This is a genomic window from Roseovarius pacificus (assembly GCF_900142665.1).
Taxonomy (GTDB): Bacteria; Pseudomonadota; Alphaproteobacteria; order Rhodobacterales; family Rhodobacteraceae; genus Roseovarius; species Roseovarius pacificus.
The window spans coordinates 165,744-182,900 of the sequence record NZ_FRBR01000004.1 but is presented as its reverse complement, the minus strand read 5'-3'; the positions used below and the strand labels follow the sequence as shown (position 1 = coordinate 182,900).

17 protein-coding genes are annotated in these 17,157 nt (G+C 65.1%); 12 read left to right on the top strand and 5 right to left on the bottom strand.

The genetic code is table 11. The annotated features are described in order from the left end of the window. Positions 1-74: 74 nt before the first annotated feature. A complete protein-coding gene (locus BUB53_RS09800) occupies positions 75-2,075 on the top strand; it encodes an oxidoreductase (protein WP_073034532.1) in 2,001 nt (666 codons plus the stop codon). Between the two features lie 62 nt (positions 2,076-2,137). Here the strand turns inward: BUB53_RS09800 and BUB53_RS09795 are convergent, their stop codons facing one another. Beyond that, the gene (locus BUB53_RS09795; protein ID WP_073034531.1) at positions 2,138-2,785 is read right to left on the bottom strand and encodes an RluA family pseudouridine synthase; all 648 of its coding nucleotides are present in this window, start codon (positions 2,783-2,785) and stop codon (positions 2,138-2,140) included. 79 nt (positions 2,786-2,864) lie between these two features. Here BUB53_RS09795 and BUB53_RS09790 point away from each other — a divergent pair, with 79 nt between their 5' ends. Beyond that, on the top strand, positions 2,865-3,320 hold the full coding sequence (locus tag BUB53_RS09790; RefSeq protein WP_073034530.1) for a GAF domain-containing protein: 456 nt from the start codon (positions 2,865-2,867) through the stop codon (positions 3,318-3,320). An 11-nt stretch (positions 3,321-3,331) separates the two neighbouring features. Here BUB53_RS09790 and BUB53_RS09785 read toward each other — a convergent pair whose 3' ends face one another. Next, positions 3,332-3,607, bottom strand: a complete 276-nt coding sequence (locus tag BUB53_RS09785; RefSeq protein ID WP_073034667.1) for a DUF1294 domain-containing protein — start codon at positions 3,605-3,607, stop codon at positions 3,332-3,334. Positions 3,608-3,749: 142 nt separating this feature from the next. Between BUB53_RS09785 and BUB53_RS09780 the strand changes: the two genes are divergently transcribed. From BUB53_RS09780 to BUB53_RS09755, 6 genes are all read left to right on the top strand, one after another. Further along, on the top strand, positions 3,750-4,322 hold the full coding sequence (locus BUB53_RS09780; protein ID WP_073034529.1) for a helix-turn-helix domain-containing protein: 573 nt from the start codon (positions 3,750-3,752) through the stop codon (positions 4,320-4,322). 8 nt (positions 4,323-4,330) lie between these two features. Beyond that, a complete protein-coding gene (locus BUB53_RS09775; protein WP_073034528.1) occupies positions 4,331-4,954 on the top strand; it encodes a LysE family translocator in 624 nt (207 codons plus the stop codon). A 3-nt stretch (positions 4,955-4,957) separates the two neighbouring features. Beyond that, positions 4,958-5,332, top strand: a complete 375-nt coding sequence (locus BUB53_RS09770) for a GFA family protein (RefSeq protein WP_073034527.1) — start codon at positions 4,958-4,960, stop codon at positions 5,330-5,332. A gap of 14 nt (positions 5,333-5,346) precedes the next feature. Then, on the top strand, positions 5,347-7,809 hold the full coding sequence (locus tag BUB53_RS09765; protein ID WP_073034526.1) for a GcvT family protein: 2,463 nt from the start codon (positions 5,347-5,349) through the stop codon (positions 7,807-7,809). Further along, complete coding sequence (locus BUB53_RS09760) at positions 7,806-8,705, top strand: homocysteine S-methyltransferase family protein (RefSeq protein ID WP_073034525.1); 900 nt, start codon at positions 7,806-7,808, stop codon at positions 8,703-8,705. Before BUB53_RS09765 ends, BUB53_RS09760 begins: the two co-directional genes overlap by 4 nt. Positions 8,706-8,820: 115 nt before the next feature. Further along, positions 8,821-11,268, top strand: a complete 2,448-nt coding sequence (locus BUB53_RS09755) for a GcvT family protein (protein WP_073034524.1) — start codon at positions 8,821-8,823, stop codon at positions 11,266-11,268. 48 nt (positions 11,269-11,316) lie between these two features. Here BUB53_RS09755 and BUB53_RS09750 read toward each other — a convergent pair whose 3' ends face one another. Next, entirely contained in the window at positions 11,317-12,489 is a 1,173-nt protein-coding gene (locus tag BUB53_RS09750) for a thiolase family protein (protein WP_073034523.1), read from the bottom strand. Positions 12,490-12,582: 93 nt separating this feature from the next. On the opposite strand from BUB53_RS09750, the gene BUB53_RS09745 reads away from it, so the two are divergent. The 3 genes from BUB53_RS09745 (at position 12,583) to BUB53_RS09735 (ending at position 15,201) form a co-directional block, all read left to right on the top strand. Beyond that, entirely contained in the window at positions 12,583-12,921 is a 339-nt protein-coding gene (locus tag BUB53_RS09745) for an STAS domain-containing protein (RefSeq protein ID WP_073034522.1), read from the top strand. Between the two features lie 34 nt (positions 12,922-12,955). Then, a complete protein-coding gene (locus tag BUB53_RS09740; protein WP_073034521.1) occupies positions 12,956-13,417 on the top strand; it encodes an ATP-binding protein in 462 nt (153 codons plus the stop codon). Positions 13,418-13,623: 206 nt separating this feature from the next. Further along, positions 13,624-15,201 carry a gamma-glutamyltransferase family protein gene (locus BUB53_RS09735; RefSeq protein WP_073034520.1) on the top strand — a complete coding sequence of 526 codons (1,578 nt, stop codon included), beginning with the start codon at positions 13,624-13,626 and terminating at the stop codon, positions 15,199-15,201. Between the two features lie 31 nt (positions 15,202-15,232). Here BUB53_RS09735 and hspQ read toward each other — a convergent pair whose 3' ends face one another. Beyond that, a complete protein-coding gene (gene hspQ / locus BUB53_RS09730; protein WP_073034666.1) occupies positions 15,233-15,559 on the bottom strand; it encodes a heat shock protein HspQ in 327 nt (108 codons plus the stop codon). A 219-nt stretch (positions 15,560-15,778) separates the two neighbouring features. Here hspQ and BUB53_RS09725 point away from each other — a divergent pair, with 219 nt between their 5' ends. Continuing rightward, on the top strand, positions 15,779-16,384 hold the full coding sequence (locus BUB53_RS09725; RefSeq protein WP_073034519.1) for a transglycosylase SLT domain-containing protein: 606 nt from the start codon (positions 15,779-15,781) through the stop codon (positions 16,382-16,384). Between the two features lie 61 nt (positions 16,385-16,445). On the opposite strand, the gene BUB53_RS09720 is transcribed toward BUB53_RS09725, so the two are convergent. Next, positions 16,446-17,057 carry a LolA family protein gene (locus BUB53_RS09720; RefSeq protein WP_073034518.1) on the bottom strand — a complete coding sequence of 204 codons (612 nt, stop codon included), beginning with the start codon at positions 17,055-17,057 and terminating at the stop codon, positions 16,446-16,448. Between the last annotated feature and the right edge of the window lie 100 nt (positions 17,058-17,157).

Genomic DNA, 17,157 nt, shown 5'->3' with positions numbered 1-17,157 from the left:
TTGGCTAGAGTTTTCTGCGGCCCACCCAATCAAACCCCTGGGATCACGCGCACATCCCCCTCCGGAGACCCCAAATGCAACAGACCGGCACCCCATCCGCCCGCATCCTGACCCAGCCGCTTGTGCTGCGCGGCAAGACCCTGCGCAATCGGGTGGTGTTCGGCGCGCATACCGCCAACATGTCCGAAAACGGGCTGCCCGGCACACAGCACCTGCATTACTACCTCGAACGGGCGCGCGGCGGGGCCGGGATGATCGTGGTCGAACCACAGCCCGTGCATGACACCGCTGTTCTGACCCGTGGGAATTTCCGCCCGAACGACGATGCCGTCATCCCCGGTTTTCGCCGGATCACCGAGGCGTGCAAGGCCGAAGGCGCGGTGATGGTGCAGCAGCTTTACCATGTCGGCCAACATGGCGATGCCGATCTGTCCTACCGCCCCAACTGGTCGCCCTCGGGCATGCCCTCCTATCACGACAGCGATGGCAGCCACGCCCTGCGCGCCAACGAGATCGAAGAATTGATAGGCGGCTACATCCGTGCCGCCGAACGCTGTCGCAAGGCGGGGTTCGACGGGGTCGAAGTCTGGGCCGCCTATCATTCCCTCATCGAACAGTTCTGGCGCCCGTGGTCGAACCGGCGCACGGATGAATGGGGTGGCAGTCTGGAGAACCGCATGCGCTTTGGCCGCCGCATCATCGAGGGCATCCGGCAGGCCTGCGGCGAGGATTTCATCATCGGCCTTTCCGCCAGCCACGCCGCGAAAGACCCCGTCGCCCTGTCACTGGACGACATGACGGAAATCCTGTGCAGCTATGACGCCACCGGCCATGTCGATTACATCTCCTGCGGGTCCGGCAGCTATATCGACTATGATCGCGTCATGCCCACCTTCGTGCATGGCGAAAAACTCAGTGCCGATCTGACCCGGCGGCTCAAGGCGCAGGTATCGCACGCGGTCATCACCGCGGAAAGCCAGATCAGAACACCGGACAACGCCGAATCCATGCTGCGCGCTCAGGAGGCCGATCTGGTGTCCGTCGTGCGCGGCCAGATCGCCGATCCGTTCTGGGGCCGCAAAGTCACCGAAAACCGCGATGACGACATCCGCGACTGCATTTCCTGCAACCAGATGTGCTGGGGCCGCCGCTCGCGCGATTACTGGATTTCCTGTCTGGTCAACCCCTCCGCAGGGCGCGAACACGACTGGGGCAGCGAAGGCAGCATCGCCCCTGCGGACGCCCCCCGCAAACTGCTGGTGATCGGCGCGGGCCCTGCGGGGCTGGAGGCCGCCCGCGTTGCGGCAGCGCGCGGTCACAGCGTCACGATCTGCGAGGCCGGCGCGCAAATCGGCGGGCAATTCCGGCTGGCCGGGGAACAGCCCCGGCGCGGTCAGGTGCTTGAACTGCTCGACTGGTACGAACGGCAATTCGACGCGCTCGGGGTCGATCTGCGCCTGAACACCTTTGTCGATGCCGAGGACGTGGCCGGATACGGCGCGGACGAGGTAATCGTCGCCACCGGCTCGCTCCCGCCGGAAACCGGTTTCCAGCGCTGGCTGCCCGAACGCGACAGGCTCGACGGGATCGGGGCGGGCAATGTCTGCTCGGTTGAGGACATCATGCGCCGCGCGATGGTGCCCGGCAAACGCGTCGTCCTTCTGGACGAGGGCGGGCACTGGCGCGGCTCTGGCACGGCATGGTTCCTTGCCGAGCGCGGCCACGAGGTGTCCATCGTCACGCCCGATGCCCATATCGCCGCCGAACTGGGCCGCACCACCTCGGACGTGCCGCTGCGCCAGACACTGGCCCGCGCCGGGGTGCGTTTCCACACCGAATCCGTCATCGACAAATGGACGGGTCAACAGGCCGCCGTGCTCTCGATGCTGACCGGGGATACCACCATGATCGACGCCGACACGCTGGTTCTGGCCACGACCAACACCGCCTTCGATATGCTGGCGCAGGATCTGGACGCCGCCGGGATCGCCTGTCACCAGATCGGCGATTGCGTCGCGCCACGGCTGGCGCCCTATGCCTTCTACGAGGGGCGCAAGCTGGCGCTGCACCTCTGACACCGACACGATACCGACGTGATACCGATGCGATACCGAACCGGATTTTCGTCAGTCGCCCCTCAGAACGGCGCCTTCGCCCTGAACCGCATCCCGGCCCCGCCATCCGGGTGGCGCAGGCGCAATTCTTCCGAATGCAGCATCAGCCGGGGAAACGCCGCCGCCGCGCCTGTCGCATAAAGCGGATCGCCCAGAATCGGATGCCCGAGCGCCAGCATATGCACCCGCAACTGGTGGCTGCGCCCGGTCTTTGGCATCAGCCGCACCCGTGTTTCCTCCTGCCCATGCCGCAACACCCGCCAGTCAGTGACCGCCGCCTTGCCGGTCTCATGGCACACCATCTGGCGCGGGCGGTTGGGCCAGTCCACGATCAACGGCAGGTCCACCGTGCCGGATCTCGGCTCGAGATATCCCCAAACCCTTGCCACATATGTCTTTTTCGTCTGCCTCTTCTCGAATTGCAGCCCTAGGTGGCGTTGCGCGTGCGGGGTCTGTGCAAAGACCATCACACCCGATGTATCGCGATCCAGCCGATGCACCAGCAGCGCCGTGGGAAACGCCTCCTGCACCCGCGCCAACAGGCAATCGGCCAGATGCGCGCCCTTGCCGGGCACGCTCAGCAATCCGGCGGGCTTGTCCACCACGACGATCTCGTGATCCTCGTGCAGCACCTTCAGCGGGTCTTGCGGCGGGTCGTAAACGCTGTCCATAGGCGGCCCTCTACACCAGCCCCGCCGCCGGGGCCACACCCTCTGGCGCGCTGCGGCACAGTATGGCAAGGCTATTCCCATGCGCATCGACTATGACACCGTCTCGAAATCCATCGCCGCCCTGACCGAAGGCGAAACCGACCCCGTCGCCCTGATGGCCACCCTCGCCTGCGAGCTGCACCATGCCGACGACAGGTTCGACTGGACGGGATTCTACCGCGTGACCGACCCCAACCTGTTGAAAATAGGCCCCTATCAGGGCGGGCACGGATGCCTGTCCATCCCCTTCGACCGTGGCGTTTGCGGCGCGGCGGCCCGCACGGGGCAAACGCAGATCGTTGACGATGTCGAGGCCTTCGCCGATCACATCGCCTGTTCCAGTTCCACCCGCTCCGAAATCGTGCTGCCCGTCTGGAACGGTGCGGGCGGCCTGATCGGGGTTCTGGACATCGACAGCGACCGGCCCGCCGCCTTCGACAGCCACGACGCCGAGCAACTGGCCCTGATCCTGCGCGCCACCTTCAGCCGCCTCTGACCGCGCCCGGCTCACATCGCCAGCAGCAGGCCCAGCCCCACGATCTGCACCCCGAGGATCAGGAACAGCCACCGGCGGAACGGCTGTTTGCGGGTTTTGTGCGAAAACAGGTGGATCGCCACGAAAACCCCCGGCATCCCGCCAAGCGCGGCCAGCCACAGCAATCGCCGCTCCGGCACCCGGCGGCGGCGTTTTTTTGAAGCGTGCTTATCCTTGGCCAGTGCCAGAAACGCCAACAGGTTGACCAGGGCCAGCCAGCCCAGAAGGATTTGCAAGGGGTCGATCATTGACGGGCCTCCGGTGCCAGACCCCTGCACATATCCGGCCCGTCCCCGCCCTGCAACGCAACCGGCGTGAAATTTCATTTGATTTTTTCACGGAATCACCGCACCGTGAAATTCGACGCAATAATTTCACGACCCGCCGCAGATGCAACAAGCCGACATCACCCGCCTCCGCACCCTTGGCGCCGACCTGCGCGCGCTGCGCAAGGCGCGGGGGCTGACGCTCAACGCCATGGCCGAGCGGCTGAACCGTTCCGTCGGCTGGCTCAGCCAGGTCGAGCGTGACATGTCCGACCCCTCGATCACCGACCTGCGCCATATGGCCGCCATTCTGGACGTGCCCGTTTCCATGCTCTTCGGCCAACCCTCCGGCCCGGTGGACGAGGCCGGTCATGTGGTCCGGCAAGGGGCACGGCGGCGCATCGGCTCGGGCGCGGCGGGCCTGATCGAAGAACTCCTCTCCCCTGACCTCACCGACGATTTCGAGATGGTCCACTGCACCTTCGAGCCCCACAGCCGCATCGGCGAGGTCGTCACCCGCCCCACGCAAGAAGTGGGGTACCTGATCTCGGGCAAGCTGGACCTGATCATCGCCAAGCGCCGGTTCACCCTGCATCCCGGCGACAGTTTCCGCGTCCGGGCCGAACCTTTTGAGTGGATCAACCCCTATGACGCCCCCGCCGTGGCGATCTGGGTGATCGCCCCGCCAGTCTATTGAGGTAATTCATGACCTTCGACGCCTGGACAATTTTCGCAGTATTCTGGGTGGTCTTCGTGACCACGCCGGGGCCCAATCACCTGAATTGCATCCGCAACGGCATGAGTCACGGGTTCCGGTGCGGACTGTGGGGCGTGGCAGCGATCCTGACACAGGCCACCCTGTTCCTGACACTCTCCGCCGCCGGGATCACCGCGCTGATCGCGGCCTCACCCACGGCCTTTACCGCCGCCAAACTGATCGGCGCGGGGGTGCTGATCTGGCTCGGCATACGCGGCTGGATCATGGCACGACGGCCCGTCCGCGCCGAACCCGCCGCCCCCGGATCGATCTACTGGCGCGCCTTCGCGATCGCCACCATCAACCCCAAAAGCGTCGCCGGATACCTTGCCGCCTTCAGCCAGTTCGTACAGCCCGGCATACCGATCTGGGATCAGATGTGGGTGATCTTCCCCACCGCCCTGACCATCACCGCACTCAGCTATACAGGGTTCACCGCGCTTGGCGCAGGGCTGGGGCGCGCCGCACTCGGGGCGGTGTTCAACATCTGGCTGCGCCGCGCCATGGCCGCGTGCTTCGTCGTCTACGGCATCGCGCTCGGCACGGCCGCCACCCCTACAGGAAAGGTATAACACATGCACACCGGACACTGCCTTTGCGGCGATATCGGCTTTACCGTGGACGCCCCGTTGCAAGGGGCCAGTGCCTGCCATTGCGGCCAGTGCCGCAAGATGTCGGGCCATCTCTGGGCCTCTGCCTATGCCCCGAAGGAAAACATCACGATCACCGGCCCCGTCGCATGGTTCGAGGCCACGCCAGCCGCCAAACGCGGCTTCTGCCCGCGCTGCGGCTCGTTCCTGTTCTGGACCGCCCATGACGAAACCACCATGAGCGTCGCGCTCGGCGCGCTGGACGAACCCACCGGCCTCAAAATCGAAAAGCACATCTTCGTGGCCGACAAGGGCGACTATTACGACATCGCGGACGGGTTGCCGCAACAGGATCAGTAAAAGGGGGGCGTATCATGGCGGAGTTTCCATCCACCGCACGGGTGGTCATCATCGGCGGCGGCGTGGTCGGGGCCTCGTGCCTTTACCATCTGGCCAGGGCAGGCTGGACCGATTGCGTCCTGCTCGAAAAGAACGAACTTACCGCAGGCTCCACATGGCACGCGGCGGGCAATGTGCCCACCTTCTCGACCTCTTGGTCGGTGATGAACATGCAGCGCTACTCGACCGAGCTTTACGCCCGCCTCGGGGCCGAGGTCGATTACCCGATGAACTACCACCAGACCGGCTCGATCCGGCTGGCCCATTCCCACGAACGCATGCAGGAATTCGAACGCGCGCGCGGCATGGGGCGCTATCAGGGCATGGATCTTGAAATCCTGTCCACGGACGAGATCAAGGCCCGCTATCCCTTCATCGAAACCCACGACCTGCAAGGCGCGCTCTACGATCCCAACGACGGCGATATCGACCCGGCTCAGGTCACGCAGGCGCTTGCCAAAGGCGCGCGCGACATGGGCGCGACGATCCTGCGCTTCTGCCCTGCCACCGGCATCGACCGGCAGAACGGCGAATGGATCGTAAAAACCGACAAGGGCGACATCCGCTGCGATTACGTGGTCAACGCCGCAGGCTACTACGCCCAACGCGTGGGCGAATGGTTCAGACCCTTCGGCGGGCGCACCGTGCCAATGATGGTGATGAGTCACCAATACCTGCTGACCGACGAAATCCCCGAACTGGAGGACTGGAGCCGCCAGCAAGGCCACAAACTGCCGCTGCTGCGCGACGTGGACAGCTCCTATTACCTGCGGCAGGAAAAATACGGCCTGAACCTCGGCCCCTATGAACGCAACTGCCGCGCCCACTGGGTGCAACCCGACGATCCCATGCCCGAAGATTTCAGCTTTCAGCTCTACCCCGACGATCTGGAACGGCTGGAATGGTATATCGAGGATGCCGTCGCGCGCGTGCCGATCCTTGGCACCGGCGGGGTCAACAAGGTGATCAACGGCCCCATCCCCTATGCCCCCGACGGCCTGCCGCTGATCGGCCCGATGCCCGGCGTGCCCAACGCGTTCGAGGCCTGCGTCTTTACCTTCGGCATCGCGCAGGGCGGCGGCGCGGGCAAGGTGCTGGCCGAATGGGTCACCGAGGGCGCGACCGAATGGGATATGTGGGCCACCGATCCGCGCCGCTATACCGACTACACCGACCGCGACTATTGCATCGCCAAGGGGATGGAGGTCTACGGCCACGAATACGCCATGCATTTCCCCTGGCATTCATGGCCCGCCGGGCGGGATCGGAAACTCAGCCCCGTGCATGACCGCATCAGGGATCTGGGCGGCGTGATGGGGGCCTATAACGGCTGGGAACGCGCCAACTGGTTCGCCCGTCCCGGCGACGACACCTCCGAGGAAAGCACCCAAACCTGGAACCGCGCCGGCCCGTGGGAGCCGCGGATTCGCGAGGAATGCGAGGCCGTGCGCGATGCCTGCGGCATCCTCGATCTGCCCGGCTTTTCGCGCTTCAACATCGAAGGCCCGAACGCCGCCGACTGGCTGGCCGGGCAGATCACCGGCGCCGTGCCCCGCGTGGGGCGCATCGGGCTGGTCCATTTCGCGGATGCGCGTGGGCGTGTCGTGACCGAAATGTCCGTCGTCCGCCACCGCGACGACCTGATGACCCTGATCACCGCCGCCGCCGCGCAATGGCACGATCACGACCTGCTCTCAAACGCCCTGCACGGGGTCGAGGGCGTCACCCTCACCGACCGCACCGCCGAATATGCGACACAAATCCTGGCCGGTCCTAAATCGCGCGATCTGCTGGCCGGGATATGCGACGCCGACCTGTACCAGCCCTGGCTGACCCATCAGGCCACCGAAATCGCGGGCCGGTGGGCGCGGCTGGTTCGCGTGTCTTTCGCGGGCGAACTGGGGTGGGAAATCCACACCAGAACCCCGGACACCGCCGCCGTGTTCGATACCGTCTGCCAGGCCGGGCAGGCGCACGGGCTGAAACCCTTCGGCATGTACGCGCTCAATTCCCTGCGCATCGAAAAGGGCTACCGCGCATGGAAGGGCGACCTCTCCACCGACTACACCCTGTTCGAATCCGGTCTGGACCGCTTCGTGAACCTCGACAAGCCACAGGATTTCCCCGGCAAACAGGCCCTTCTGGCCGAGCGGAAAACAGGCCCCGCCAAACGCTTCGTCACCCTGATCGTCGAGGCGGACAAGGCCGATGCCCCCTATATGTCCACCCTCTGGCATGACGGGCAGATCGTGGGCGAAACCACCTCCGGCGCATGGGGGTATCGCGTCAATGCCTCGGTGGCGCTCGGCATGGTCCGTGCCGATCTCGCCGCCCCCGGCACGGTGCTCGAGGTCGAGATTTACGGCCAGCGCCACCGCGCCACCGTGCAGCCCGACGGCCCCCTTTGGGACCCGGAAAACGAAAGGCTGCGCGCATGAGTGGCATCACCCTTCTCGACGGTGCCGTGGGGCAGGAACTGGTCAACCGTGCAGGCGATCCGCCCACGCCGCTCTGGTCCACGCAAACCATGATCGACCATCCCGACCTGCTGCGCGAGGTGCATGATGCCTATTTCGCCGCCGGGGCCACGGTCGCCACCACCAACAGCTACACCATCCTGCAAAACCGCCTGCAACATGCCGGGCTTCAGGGACAGATGGCGCCTCTGATGGACACAGCCGTGACCGCCGCCCGCACCGCGCGCGATGCCGCGGGGCATGGCCGCATCGCCGGGGCCATCGGCCCGCTTCTGGCCTCCTACAGGCCCGATATCTGCCCGCCCCCCGACAAGGCCGAAAACCTCTATGAACGCCCCATGCGCCTGCTGGGCGAACACGGCGTCGATCTCCTGCTGCTCGAAACCATGGCCTCGACCCCGCAAGCCGAAGGTGCGTTGCGCGCCGCCTCGCGCACCGGCCTGCCGGTCTGGCTGGCCGTCACCGTGCAGGACGAAGACGGCACCCGCCTGCGCTCGGGCGAAGCCCTCGACGGGCTCGCCCCGCTGATCGAACGTTTTCGGCCCGACGCCGTGCTGATCAACTGCACCCGCCCCGAGGCCGTCGCCCCGGCGCTCGATATCCTGAAAACCTTCGACCGTCCTTACGGGGCCTATGCCAACGGCTTCACCGCCATCACCCAGGCCTTCCTGCAAGACGGCGCAACCGTCGATGCGCTCTCCGCCCGGACGGACCTCACCCCAACCGCCTATGCCGATTTCGCCATGGGCTGGGTCGATCAGGGGGCCAGCATCGTCGGCGGCTGCTGCGAAATCGGGCCGGATCATATCGCCGAACTCGCCCGCCGCCTCCAAGCTGCCGGGCACATAGTCACATGACCCCCGCCGTCTTCTGTTTCCAGATATCCCGGCAGGTCCGGGGGACAACATCCCCCGGACGGTCGGACGCGGCAACATCCGAAACCAACCGCCAATCGCACCCAGAGGCCCGCTCATGACCCAGCTTCCCACATACGCCCGCGCCGTCATCATCGGCGGCGGCATCATCGGCTGTTCCGTCGCCTATCACCTCACCCGCCTCGGCTGGCGCGATGTCGTCCTGCTGGAGCGCAAACAGCTCACCTCCGGCACCACATGGCACGCCGCGGGCCTCATCGCGCAACTGCGCGCCACGGCGAACATGACCAGGCTCGCCAGGTACAGTCAGGAACTTTATGGCAATCTCGAAGAGGAAACCGGCGTCGCCACGGGGTTCCGGCGCACTGGCTCGATCACCGTCGCCCTCACCGACGAGCGGCGCGAGGAAATCTACCGTCAGGCCGCCATGGCCCGCGCCTTCGGCGTCGATGTCGAGGAAATCAGCCCCGCCGAGGTTCAGGCGAAATATCCCCATCTGAACATCGACGGCGTCACCGGCGCGGTCTATCTCGACAAGGACGGTCAGGGCGATCCGGCCAATATCGCGCTTGCCCTGGCCAGGGGCGCGCGTCAGCGCGGCGCAACCGTGGCCGAGCGCACCCTTGCCACCGGCGTCACCCGTCAGGGCCGCCGCATCACCGGCGTGGACTGGCAGGGCGAAGACGGCACATCGGGCCATATCGAGGCTGAGCATGTGGTGAACTGCGCGGGCATGTGGGGGCGGCAGGTGGGTGCGATGCTGGGCGTGAACGTCCCGCTTCAGGCCTGCGAGCATTTCTATATCGTGTCCGAACCCATCACCGGCCTCACTCCTCTGCCGGTGCTGCGCGTGCCCGACGAATGCGCCTATTACAAGGAAGACGCGGGCAAGATGATGCTCGGCGCGTTCGAGCCGGTCTCGAAACCCTGGGCTCTGAACGGCATCCCCGAGGATTTCGAGTTCGACCAGCTCCCCGAGGATTTCGACCATTTCGAACCGATCCTCGAATGGGCCGTCAACCGCATGCCCATGCTGGGCGAGGCAGGCATTCACACCTTCTTCAACGGGCCCGAATCCTTCACCCCCGACGACGCCTATCACCTTGGCGTCGCCCCCGAGATGGACAATGTCTGGATCGCCGCCGGGTTCAATTCCATCGGCATCCAGTCCGCGGGCGGCGCGGGCATGGCGCTGGCGCAATGGATGGAGGACGGCGAAAAGCCCTTCGACCTGGGCGATGTCGATATCTCACGCATGCACCCGTTTCAGGGCAACCGCACCTATCTGGCACGCCGCTCCACCGAAACGCTGGGGCTGCTTTACGCCGATCACTTCCCCTACCGGCAGAAAGCCACCGCACGCGGCGTGCGGCGCAGCCCGTTTCACGCCCACCTCCTCGATCGGGGCGCGGTGATGGGCGAAATGGCCGGGTGGGAACGCGCCAACTGGTTCGCCGATCCGGGGCAGGACCGTGACTATGCCTATTCCTGGGGCCGTCAGAACTGGTTCGCCAACGCCGCCGCCGAGCATGGCGCGATCCGCAACGGGGTGGGCCTGTACGACATGTCCTCCTTCGGCAAGCTGCGCATCGAAGGCCCGGACGCCGAAGGTTTCCTCAATCAGGTCTGCGGCGCGGATATCTCCGTTCCGGTGGGCAGGATCGTCTATACCCAGTTCCTCAACCCGAAGGGCGGGATCGAGGCCGACGTGACCGTCACCCGCCTGTCGGAAACCGCCTATCTGGTCGTCACCCCCGCCGCCACGCGGCTGGCCGATGAAACATGGCTGCGCCGTCACCTTGGCGGTTACATGGCCGTGATCACCGATGTCACCACGTCCGAGGGCGTTCTGGCCGTCATGGGCCCGAAGTCGCGCGACCTGCTGCGCGCGGTGTCACCGGATGACTTCTCCAACACCGCCCACCCGTTCGGCACCGCCCGCCAGATCGAGATCGGCATGGGCCTCGCCCGTGCGCATCGCGTGTCCTATGTGGGCGAGCTTGGCTGGGAGCTCTACATCGGCACCGACATGGCCGCGCATGTGCTTGAGACCCTGATCGAAGCCGGGGCAGATCACGGCCTGAAACTCTGCGGCCTGCACGCGATGGATTCGTGCCGCATCGAAAAGGGCTTCCGTCATTTCGGCCATGACATCACCTGCGAGGATCACGTGCTCGAGGCCGGTCTCGGCTTTGCCGTGTCGAAATCCAAACCCGATTTCATCGGCCGCGACGCCGTGCAGCGCAAGCGCGACGAGGGGCTGCAAACCCGCATGATGCAGTTCCGCCTGACCGACCCCGAGCCGCTGCTCTATCACAACGAACCCGTGCTGCGCGACGGGCAGATCGTGGGCTATCTGTCATCGGGCAGTTACGGCCACCATCTGGGCGGGGCCATCGGCATGGGCTACGTACCCTGCGCCGGTGAAACCGCTGATCAGCTCCTGGCTTCCGCTTATGAAATCGACGTGGCCGGAACACGGGTCAGGGCCGAGGCCAGCCTCAAACCGCTCTACGACCCTGCCAGCGCACGCATGAAGGCATAATAAAGACGGCCCGGTGGCGCGCTTTACGCCGCCGGGCCGGATCGGAAATCAAACGCGCTCGATCGCGATCGCCGTGCCCTCGCCGCCGCCGATGCAGATCGCCGCGACACCGCGTTTCAGCCCGCGCTTTTCAAGCGCATTCAGCAACGTCACCATGATCCGCGCACCGCTGGCCCCGATGGGGTGCCCAAGTGCACAGGCCCCGCCATTCACGTTCACCTTGTCGCGCGGCAGGCCCATTTCCTGCATGAAGGCCATCGGCACCACGGCAAAGGCCTCGTTCACCTCCCACAGGTCCACCTCGTCCTTGCTCCAGCCGATCCGCTCCAGCAGCTTTTGCGCGGCGGGCACCGGCGCGGTGGTGAACCATCCCGGCGCCTGCGCGTGGCTGGCATGGCCGACGATCCGCGCCCGGATGTTCAGCCCGCCCGCCTCGGCCGCCTCGCGCGAGGCCAGCACCATCGCCGCCGCCCCGTCGCTGATCGAACTGGAATTCGCCGCCGTCACCGTGCCGTCCTTGCGAAAGGCCGGTTTCAGTTGCGGGATCTTGTCGGGCCGTGCCTTGGCGGGCTGCTCGTCTTGCGAAATCGTGACCTCCCCCTTGCGGGTGGAAATCGTCACCGGCGCGATCTCGCCCTCGAACGCACCGGATTTCTGCGCCGCCAGCGCCCCTTCCAGCGAGCCAATGGCATATTCGTCCTGCGCTTCGCGGGTGAACTGGAACTTTTCGGCGCAATCCTCGGCAAAGGTGCCCATCAGGCGGCCCTTGTCATAGGCATCCTCCAAGCCATCCAGAAACATGTGGTCGATCACCTGGGAATGCCCCAGCCGCGCGCCGCCGCGCATCTTGGGCAACAGGTAGGGCGCGTTCGACATGCTCTCCATCCCGCCCACGATCATCGTGTCGGCATGGCCAAGCCCGATCTGATCGAACCCCATCATCGCCGCCTTCATCCCCGAGCCGCACATCTTGTTCAGTGTGGTCGCGGGAACCTCTTCGCCCAGCCCCCCGGCGAATCCGGCCTGCCGCGCGGGTGCCTGCCCCTGCCCGGCTGGCAGCACACAACCCATCAATACCTCGTCCACGCTTTGCGTTCCGGCATCGGCCAGCGCCGCGCGAATAGCCGCACCGCCCAGAACCGGGGCCTCGACCCCGTCGAAGTCCCCCTGGAATCCGCCCATCGGCGTGCGGGCCGCGCCCGCGATCACAACCTCTTTCATGCTCCGTCCTCCTGTTGTCCCGTGGATGAATACCGAATGGTAAGGAATGGGGTCTAGCCTCGCCCGTATTACTACCTACGGCCGGAGAACATCATGCCCCTCCAGGAAACCCAAAACAACGATCTCAAGATCATCACCGTCACTATCCCGCGAATCGATGCCGCCGTGGCCATCCGGTTCAAGGACGCCATGCGCGCCGCCACCGAAACGGGTCCGAACCATATCGTGCTGGACCTGTCCAACGTCTGTTTCGTGGATTCCAGCGGGCTTGGGGCCATCGTGGCCTCGAAAAAGCAGCTGGCACATGGCAAACAACTGGACCTTGCCGGGCTGACGCCCGATGTGGCCAAGGTCTTTCGCCTGACCCGGATGGATTCGGTTTTCTACATTCACGCCCATGTCGCCGATCTGGCCCCCCACACCGCCGGCTGAGCGGCCCCCGGCCCCGGGCAAGGCAAATCACGTCATGCCGCCCATCCCCCCCGACGACGGTTTCACCCTGCGCTTGACCGGGTGTGAAACCGAGGTTCGCCCGGTATTGCGACAGGTGCGCGATACCCTGGCACGGCATGGCCTGAGCCGGGATCGGCTGGGAACGGCGGAACTGGTTCTTGCCGAGGCGCTGAACAACATCGCCGAACATGCTTATGCCGGGCAGGTGTCCGGCCCGGTCACCCTGCGCGCCTCTCTGCGGGATGGCCGGCTGCGCATCGTTCTTGAGGACCGGGGCAACCCCATGCCCGCAGGAACACCACCGCCCGGTATCCTGCCCGATCCGCACGTCCCCCGTTCGGACCTGCCCGAAGGCGGATTCGGCTGGTTCCTGATTCGCGATCTCACCGAATCGGCGGTTTACACGCGAACCGGCGGGGAAAATCGTCTGGAGCTGGATTTCGGCCCGGTTCCGGACCGGAACGCAGGCGTATAAACCCAAGATCACGAATTTGCCCAAATGTGCACGAAAATCCGCCTGAATGCCGGGGCAAAACTGATCGCGTAGCTGCAAAAGGCTTCCCTCGGCGTCGCGTTCAACAGCCCCCACCCAGTGCGCGGCGTCGAGGTACTTCCCCAGAAACATTGGCAAATCGCCCGTAGCCCCCTAGGCTTGCCCCTGCTATCAATCAGAGGCTCCCGATGCGCGATTTTCACCTTCCCGGACGGTCCGCCACCTTCGCCACCAACGGCATGTGCGCCACCTCGCACCCGCTGGCGGCAAAAACCGCAATCGACATTCTGGAACGTGGCGGCAACGCCATGGACGCGGCCATCGCGGGCGCGGTCCTGCTGGGCATTTGCGAACCGCAAATGACAGGGATCGGCGGCGATTGCTTCGTGCTGTTCACCCCGCCGGGCAGCGACGACATTCAGGCCCTGAACGGCTCGGGCCGCGCCCCCGCTGCGGCCAGCGCCGCCGGGCTGCGCGCACGCGGCCATGCCACCGTCCCCCTGAATACCCCCGACGCGGTGACGATCCCCTGCGCCATCGACGCCTTCTGCCGCCTCAGCGCCGATCACGGCAAACTCGGCCTCGATGCCCTGCTGGCCCCGGCCATCCACTATGCCGATCAGGGCGTGCCGGTGGCCCCGCGCGTCGCGCTGGACTGGCCGGAGGCAGGAAAAATCCTGCAAGGTCATGGGCTTGACCATTATTCCAACAACGGCGCACCTTACACCACCGGGCAAATCTTCCGTTCCCCCGGTCAGGCCGAGGTGCTGCGCCGCATCGCCCGCGACGGGCGCGATGCCTTCTACAGCGGCGAAGTCGCCGACGATATGCTGGCCGTGCTCAACGCGCTTGGCGGCGTTCACACGGCGGATGATTTCGCCGCCCCCGCCAGCAACTACACCACGCCCGTGTCCGGCCCGTATCAGGGCGTCGATCTGGTGGAACATCCGCCCAACGGGCAAGGGGCCACCGCGATCCTGATGCTCAATATCCTGTCGCATTTCGACATCGCACGCATGGACCCCACCGGCAGCCAGCGCGCCCATATCGAGGCCGAGGCCGCCAAACTGGCCTATGATGCGCGCAACCGCATCATCGCCGATCCCGATCACACCGCGCGGCTGGACCACATGCTGTCGCCCGACACCGCCGCGAAACTCGCCGCGCTGATCGACCCGCAAAACGCCATGCCCGATCCCGCCCCCGTGGCCGAGGCCGTGCATCGCGACACGATCTATATCACCGTCGTCGATCGCGACCGCATGGCAGTCTCGCTGATCTACTCGATCTTCCACGGCTTCGGGTCGGGCATCGCATCGGAAAAATTCGGCATCCTGCTGCAAAATCGCGGCGCGGGGTTCTGCCTGACACCGGGCCACCCCAACGAAATGGCCGGTGGCAAACGCCCCATGCACACGATCATCCCCGGCATGCTGGGCGAAAACGGGCGCGTCACGATGCCCTTCGGCGTGATGGGCGGCGCCTATCAGCCCAACGGGCACGCGCGATTCGTGTCGAACCTGCGCGATTTCGGGATGGACCCGCAATCGGCCATCGACGCCCCGCGCGCCTTCACCGATTCGGGCGTGATGAAGGTCGAGCGCGGCTATAGCGACGCGGTGCGCGCCGAACTGGCCGAAATGGGCCACCGGATCGCCATCCCCGAACAGCCCATCGGCGGCGCACAGGCCATCCTGATCCGCCCTGACGGCGTGCTGGAAGGGGCCAGCGACCCGCGCAAGGACGGCTGCGCCCTGGGATACTAGGAAATGCCGGGCAAAACGCCCCTGCGCCCCCTCAGTTCAACTGAAAATGCAGCGGGTAATGCCCATCCTCGAACGGGCCGAACAAATCGGGAATATCCGGGTGATCCACCGGCTCGCCGGAATAGTCGGCGATCAGGTTTTGTTCCGATACATACGCCACGTAGTAGCTTTGTTCGTTTTCGGCCAGAAGGTGGTAATAAGGCTGCTCGCGCGACGGGCGGCTGTCCTCGGGAATCGAGTGATACCATTCTTCCGTATTGGAAAATTCTGGGTCCACATCGAACACGACGCCGCGAAACGGATGTTTGCGGTGACGGACAACCTGTCCCAAATGATACTTTGCGCGTGTCTTCAACATCATAATGCAGCCCCTAACTGCGCAGCCTACCGGTTTCAAGGGCGGTTTGTCCAACCTCTGGGCGGAAAAACGCGGGAAACAGTCTGTGAACCTTGCAGTGACAGTCCGTCAAACCGGCCTCCCCGTGGCCCTGCCGTAAACACCCCCGATTTCAGGATTCCCCCGCACCGCCAATTGCGTTAGACTTGGCAAAAAAGACAAAACGAAAGCGAGAGGCAGATGAGCAGAACTCTTCGCGCAGTCATGATCCTGTTTCTGGTCGCGTCCTGCGGCATGGGCGGGCGCAGCGGCCCGCCGCCCGGAAACCTGGACAATGCCTGCGCCATTCTGGCCGAACGGCCACAGTACAAACGCGCCTTCCGCGCGACCGAGCGCCGTTGGGGCGTCCCCGTGCACGTGCAGATGGCCACCATCCATCAGGAAAGCAAATTCGACGGCAACGCCCGCACGCCGTTCCGCTATGTTCTGGGGGTCATCCCGATGGGCCGGCAAAGTTCGGCCTATGGCTACAGCCAGGCGCTGGACGGCACATGGGACGAATACAAACGCGACACGCGGCGGTTTTCGGCCCGGCGCAACGATATCGACGACGCCACCGATTTCATGGGCTGGTACATGGCCAAATCCTACGAACGGCTGGGCATCCCGCTTCATGACGCGCGCAACCAGTACCTCGCCTACCACGAAGGCCGCACCGGGTTTTCGCGGGGCAGCTACAATGCCAAGCCATGGCTCCTGCGGGTGTCGGCCAATGTCGAGGAACGCTCGCGCCTCTATCAGGCACAGCTCATGTCCTGCAACGGGCGCGGTTTCGGCGTACTCTAAAGAAACGACGGGCGGGGTCGCATACCCGCCCGTTCATTCACCCTCGCAGGCGGCCCCGCGATCAGCGGTCGTTGCGTTTGGGGCCGGTTCCGATGCCGGGGATGACAAACCGGTCATTGGCCAGTTGCATCCCGGTTTCCATATTTCCCAGAACCACCGTCGTCTTGCTGCCGCTGTCGTCGTTCACGATCCACTGGCGCAACTGCACCGGATCGGCGGTGAACACCAGGTCGATACTGCCGTATTCGGGATGCTCGGGGTCCTGCGCGCGCACCGTGGTGGTCTTGCCGTCGCTGTCATGGCCGGTCACCATCCGCTCGCGGGTCAGGTCTACCCGGTTCGCAAGGATGATCTTCAGCGGCGTGCGATGCAGCGGATAGCCCTCGGGGCCGGTATTCGACTTGGGATCGACCACGCCCACCGTAACGCCATCGGCCACCACCAGCGTGCGCTCGGGCGGATCGTATTCGAACCGCACCCGGCCGGGGCGCTTGATGTACAACCGCCCAGTGCTGATCGTGCCATCGTCGTTGATCTGGGTGAATTCGCCCTGCGCGGTGCGGAACCCGTTGAAATAAGACGAGAGCTGGCTCAGAGACAACTTTTCCGCCGCCGCGGGCAAGGCCATGGCGACGCTCAGTGCGCCAGCGGCCAGAACAGGGATCAATTTCATGCCGTCGGGCTCCTTTCGTGACAGGTCACACACCAATCTGGCCCGTGCCCTGCCGGATATTCAATAACAACAGCGTTCGATCTGATATCAGGACCCCGGA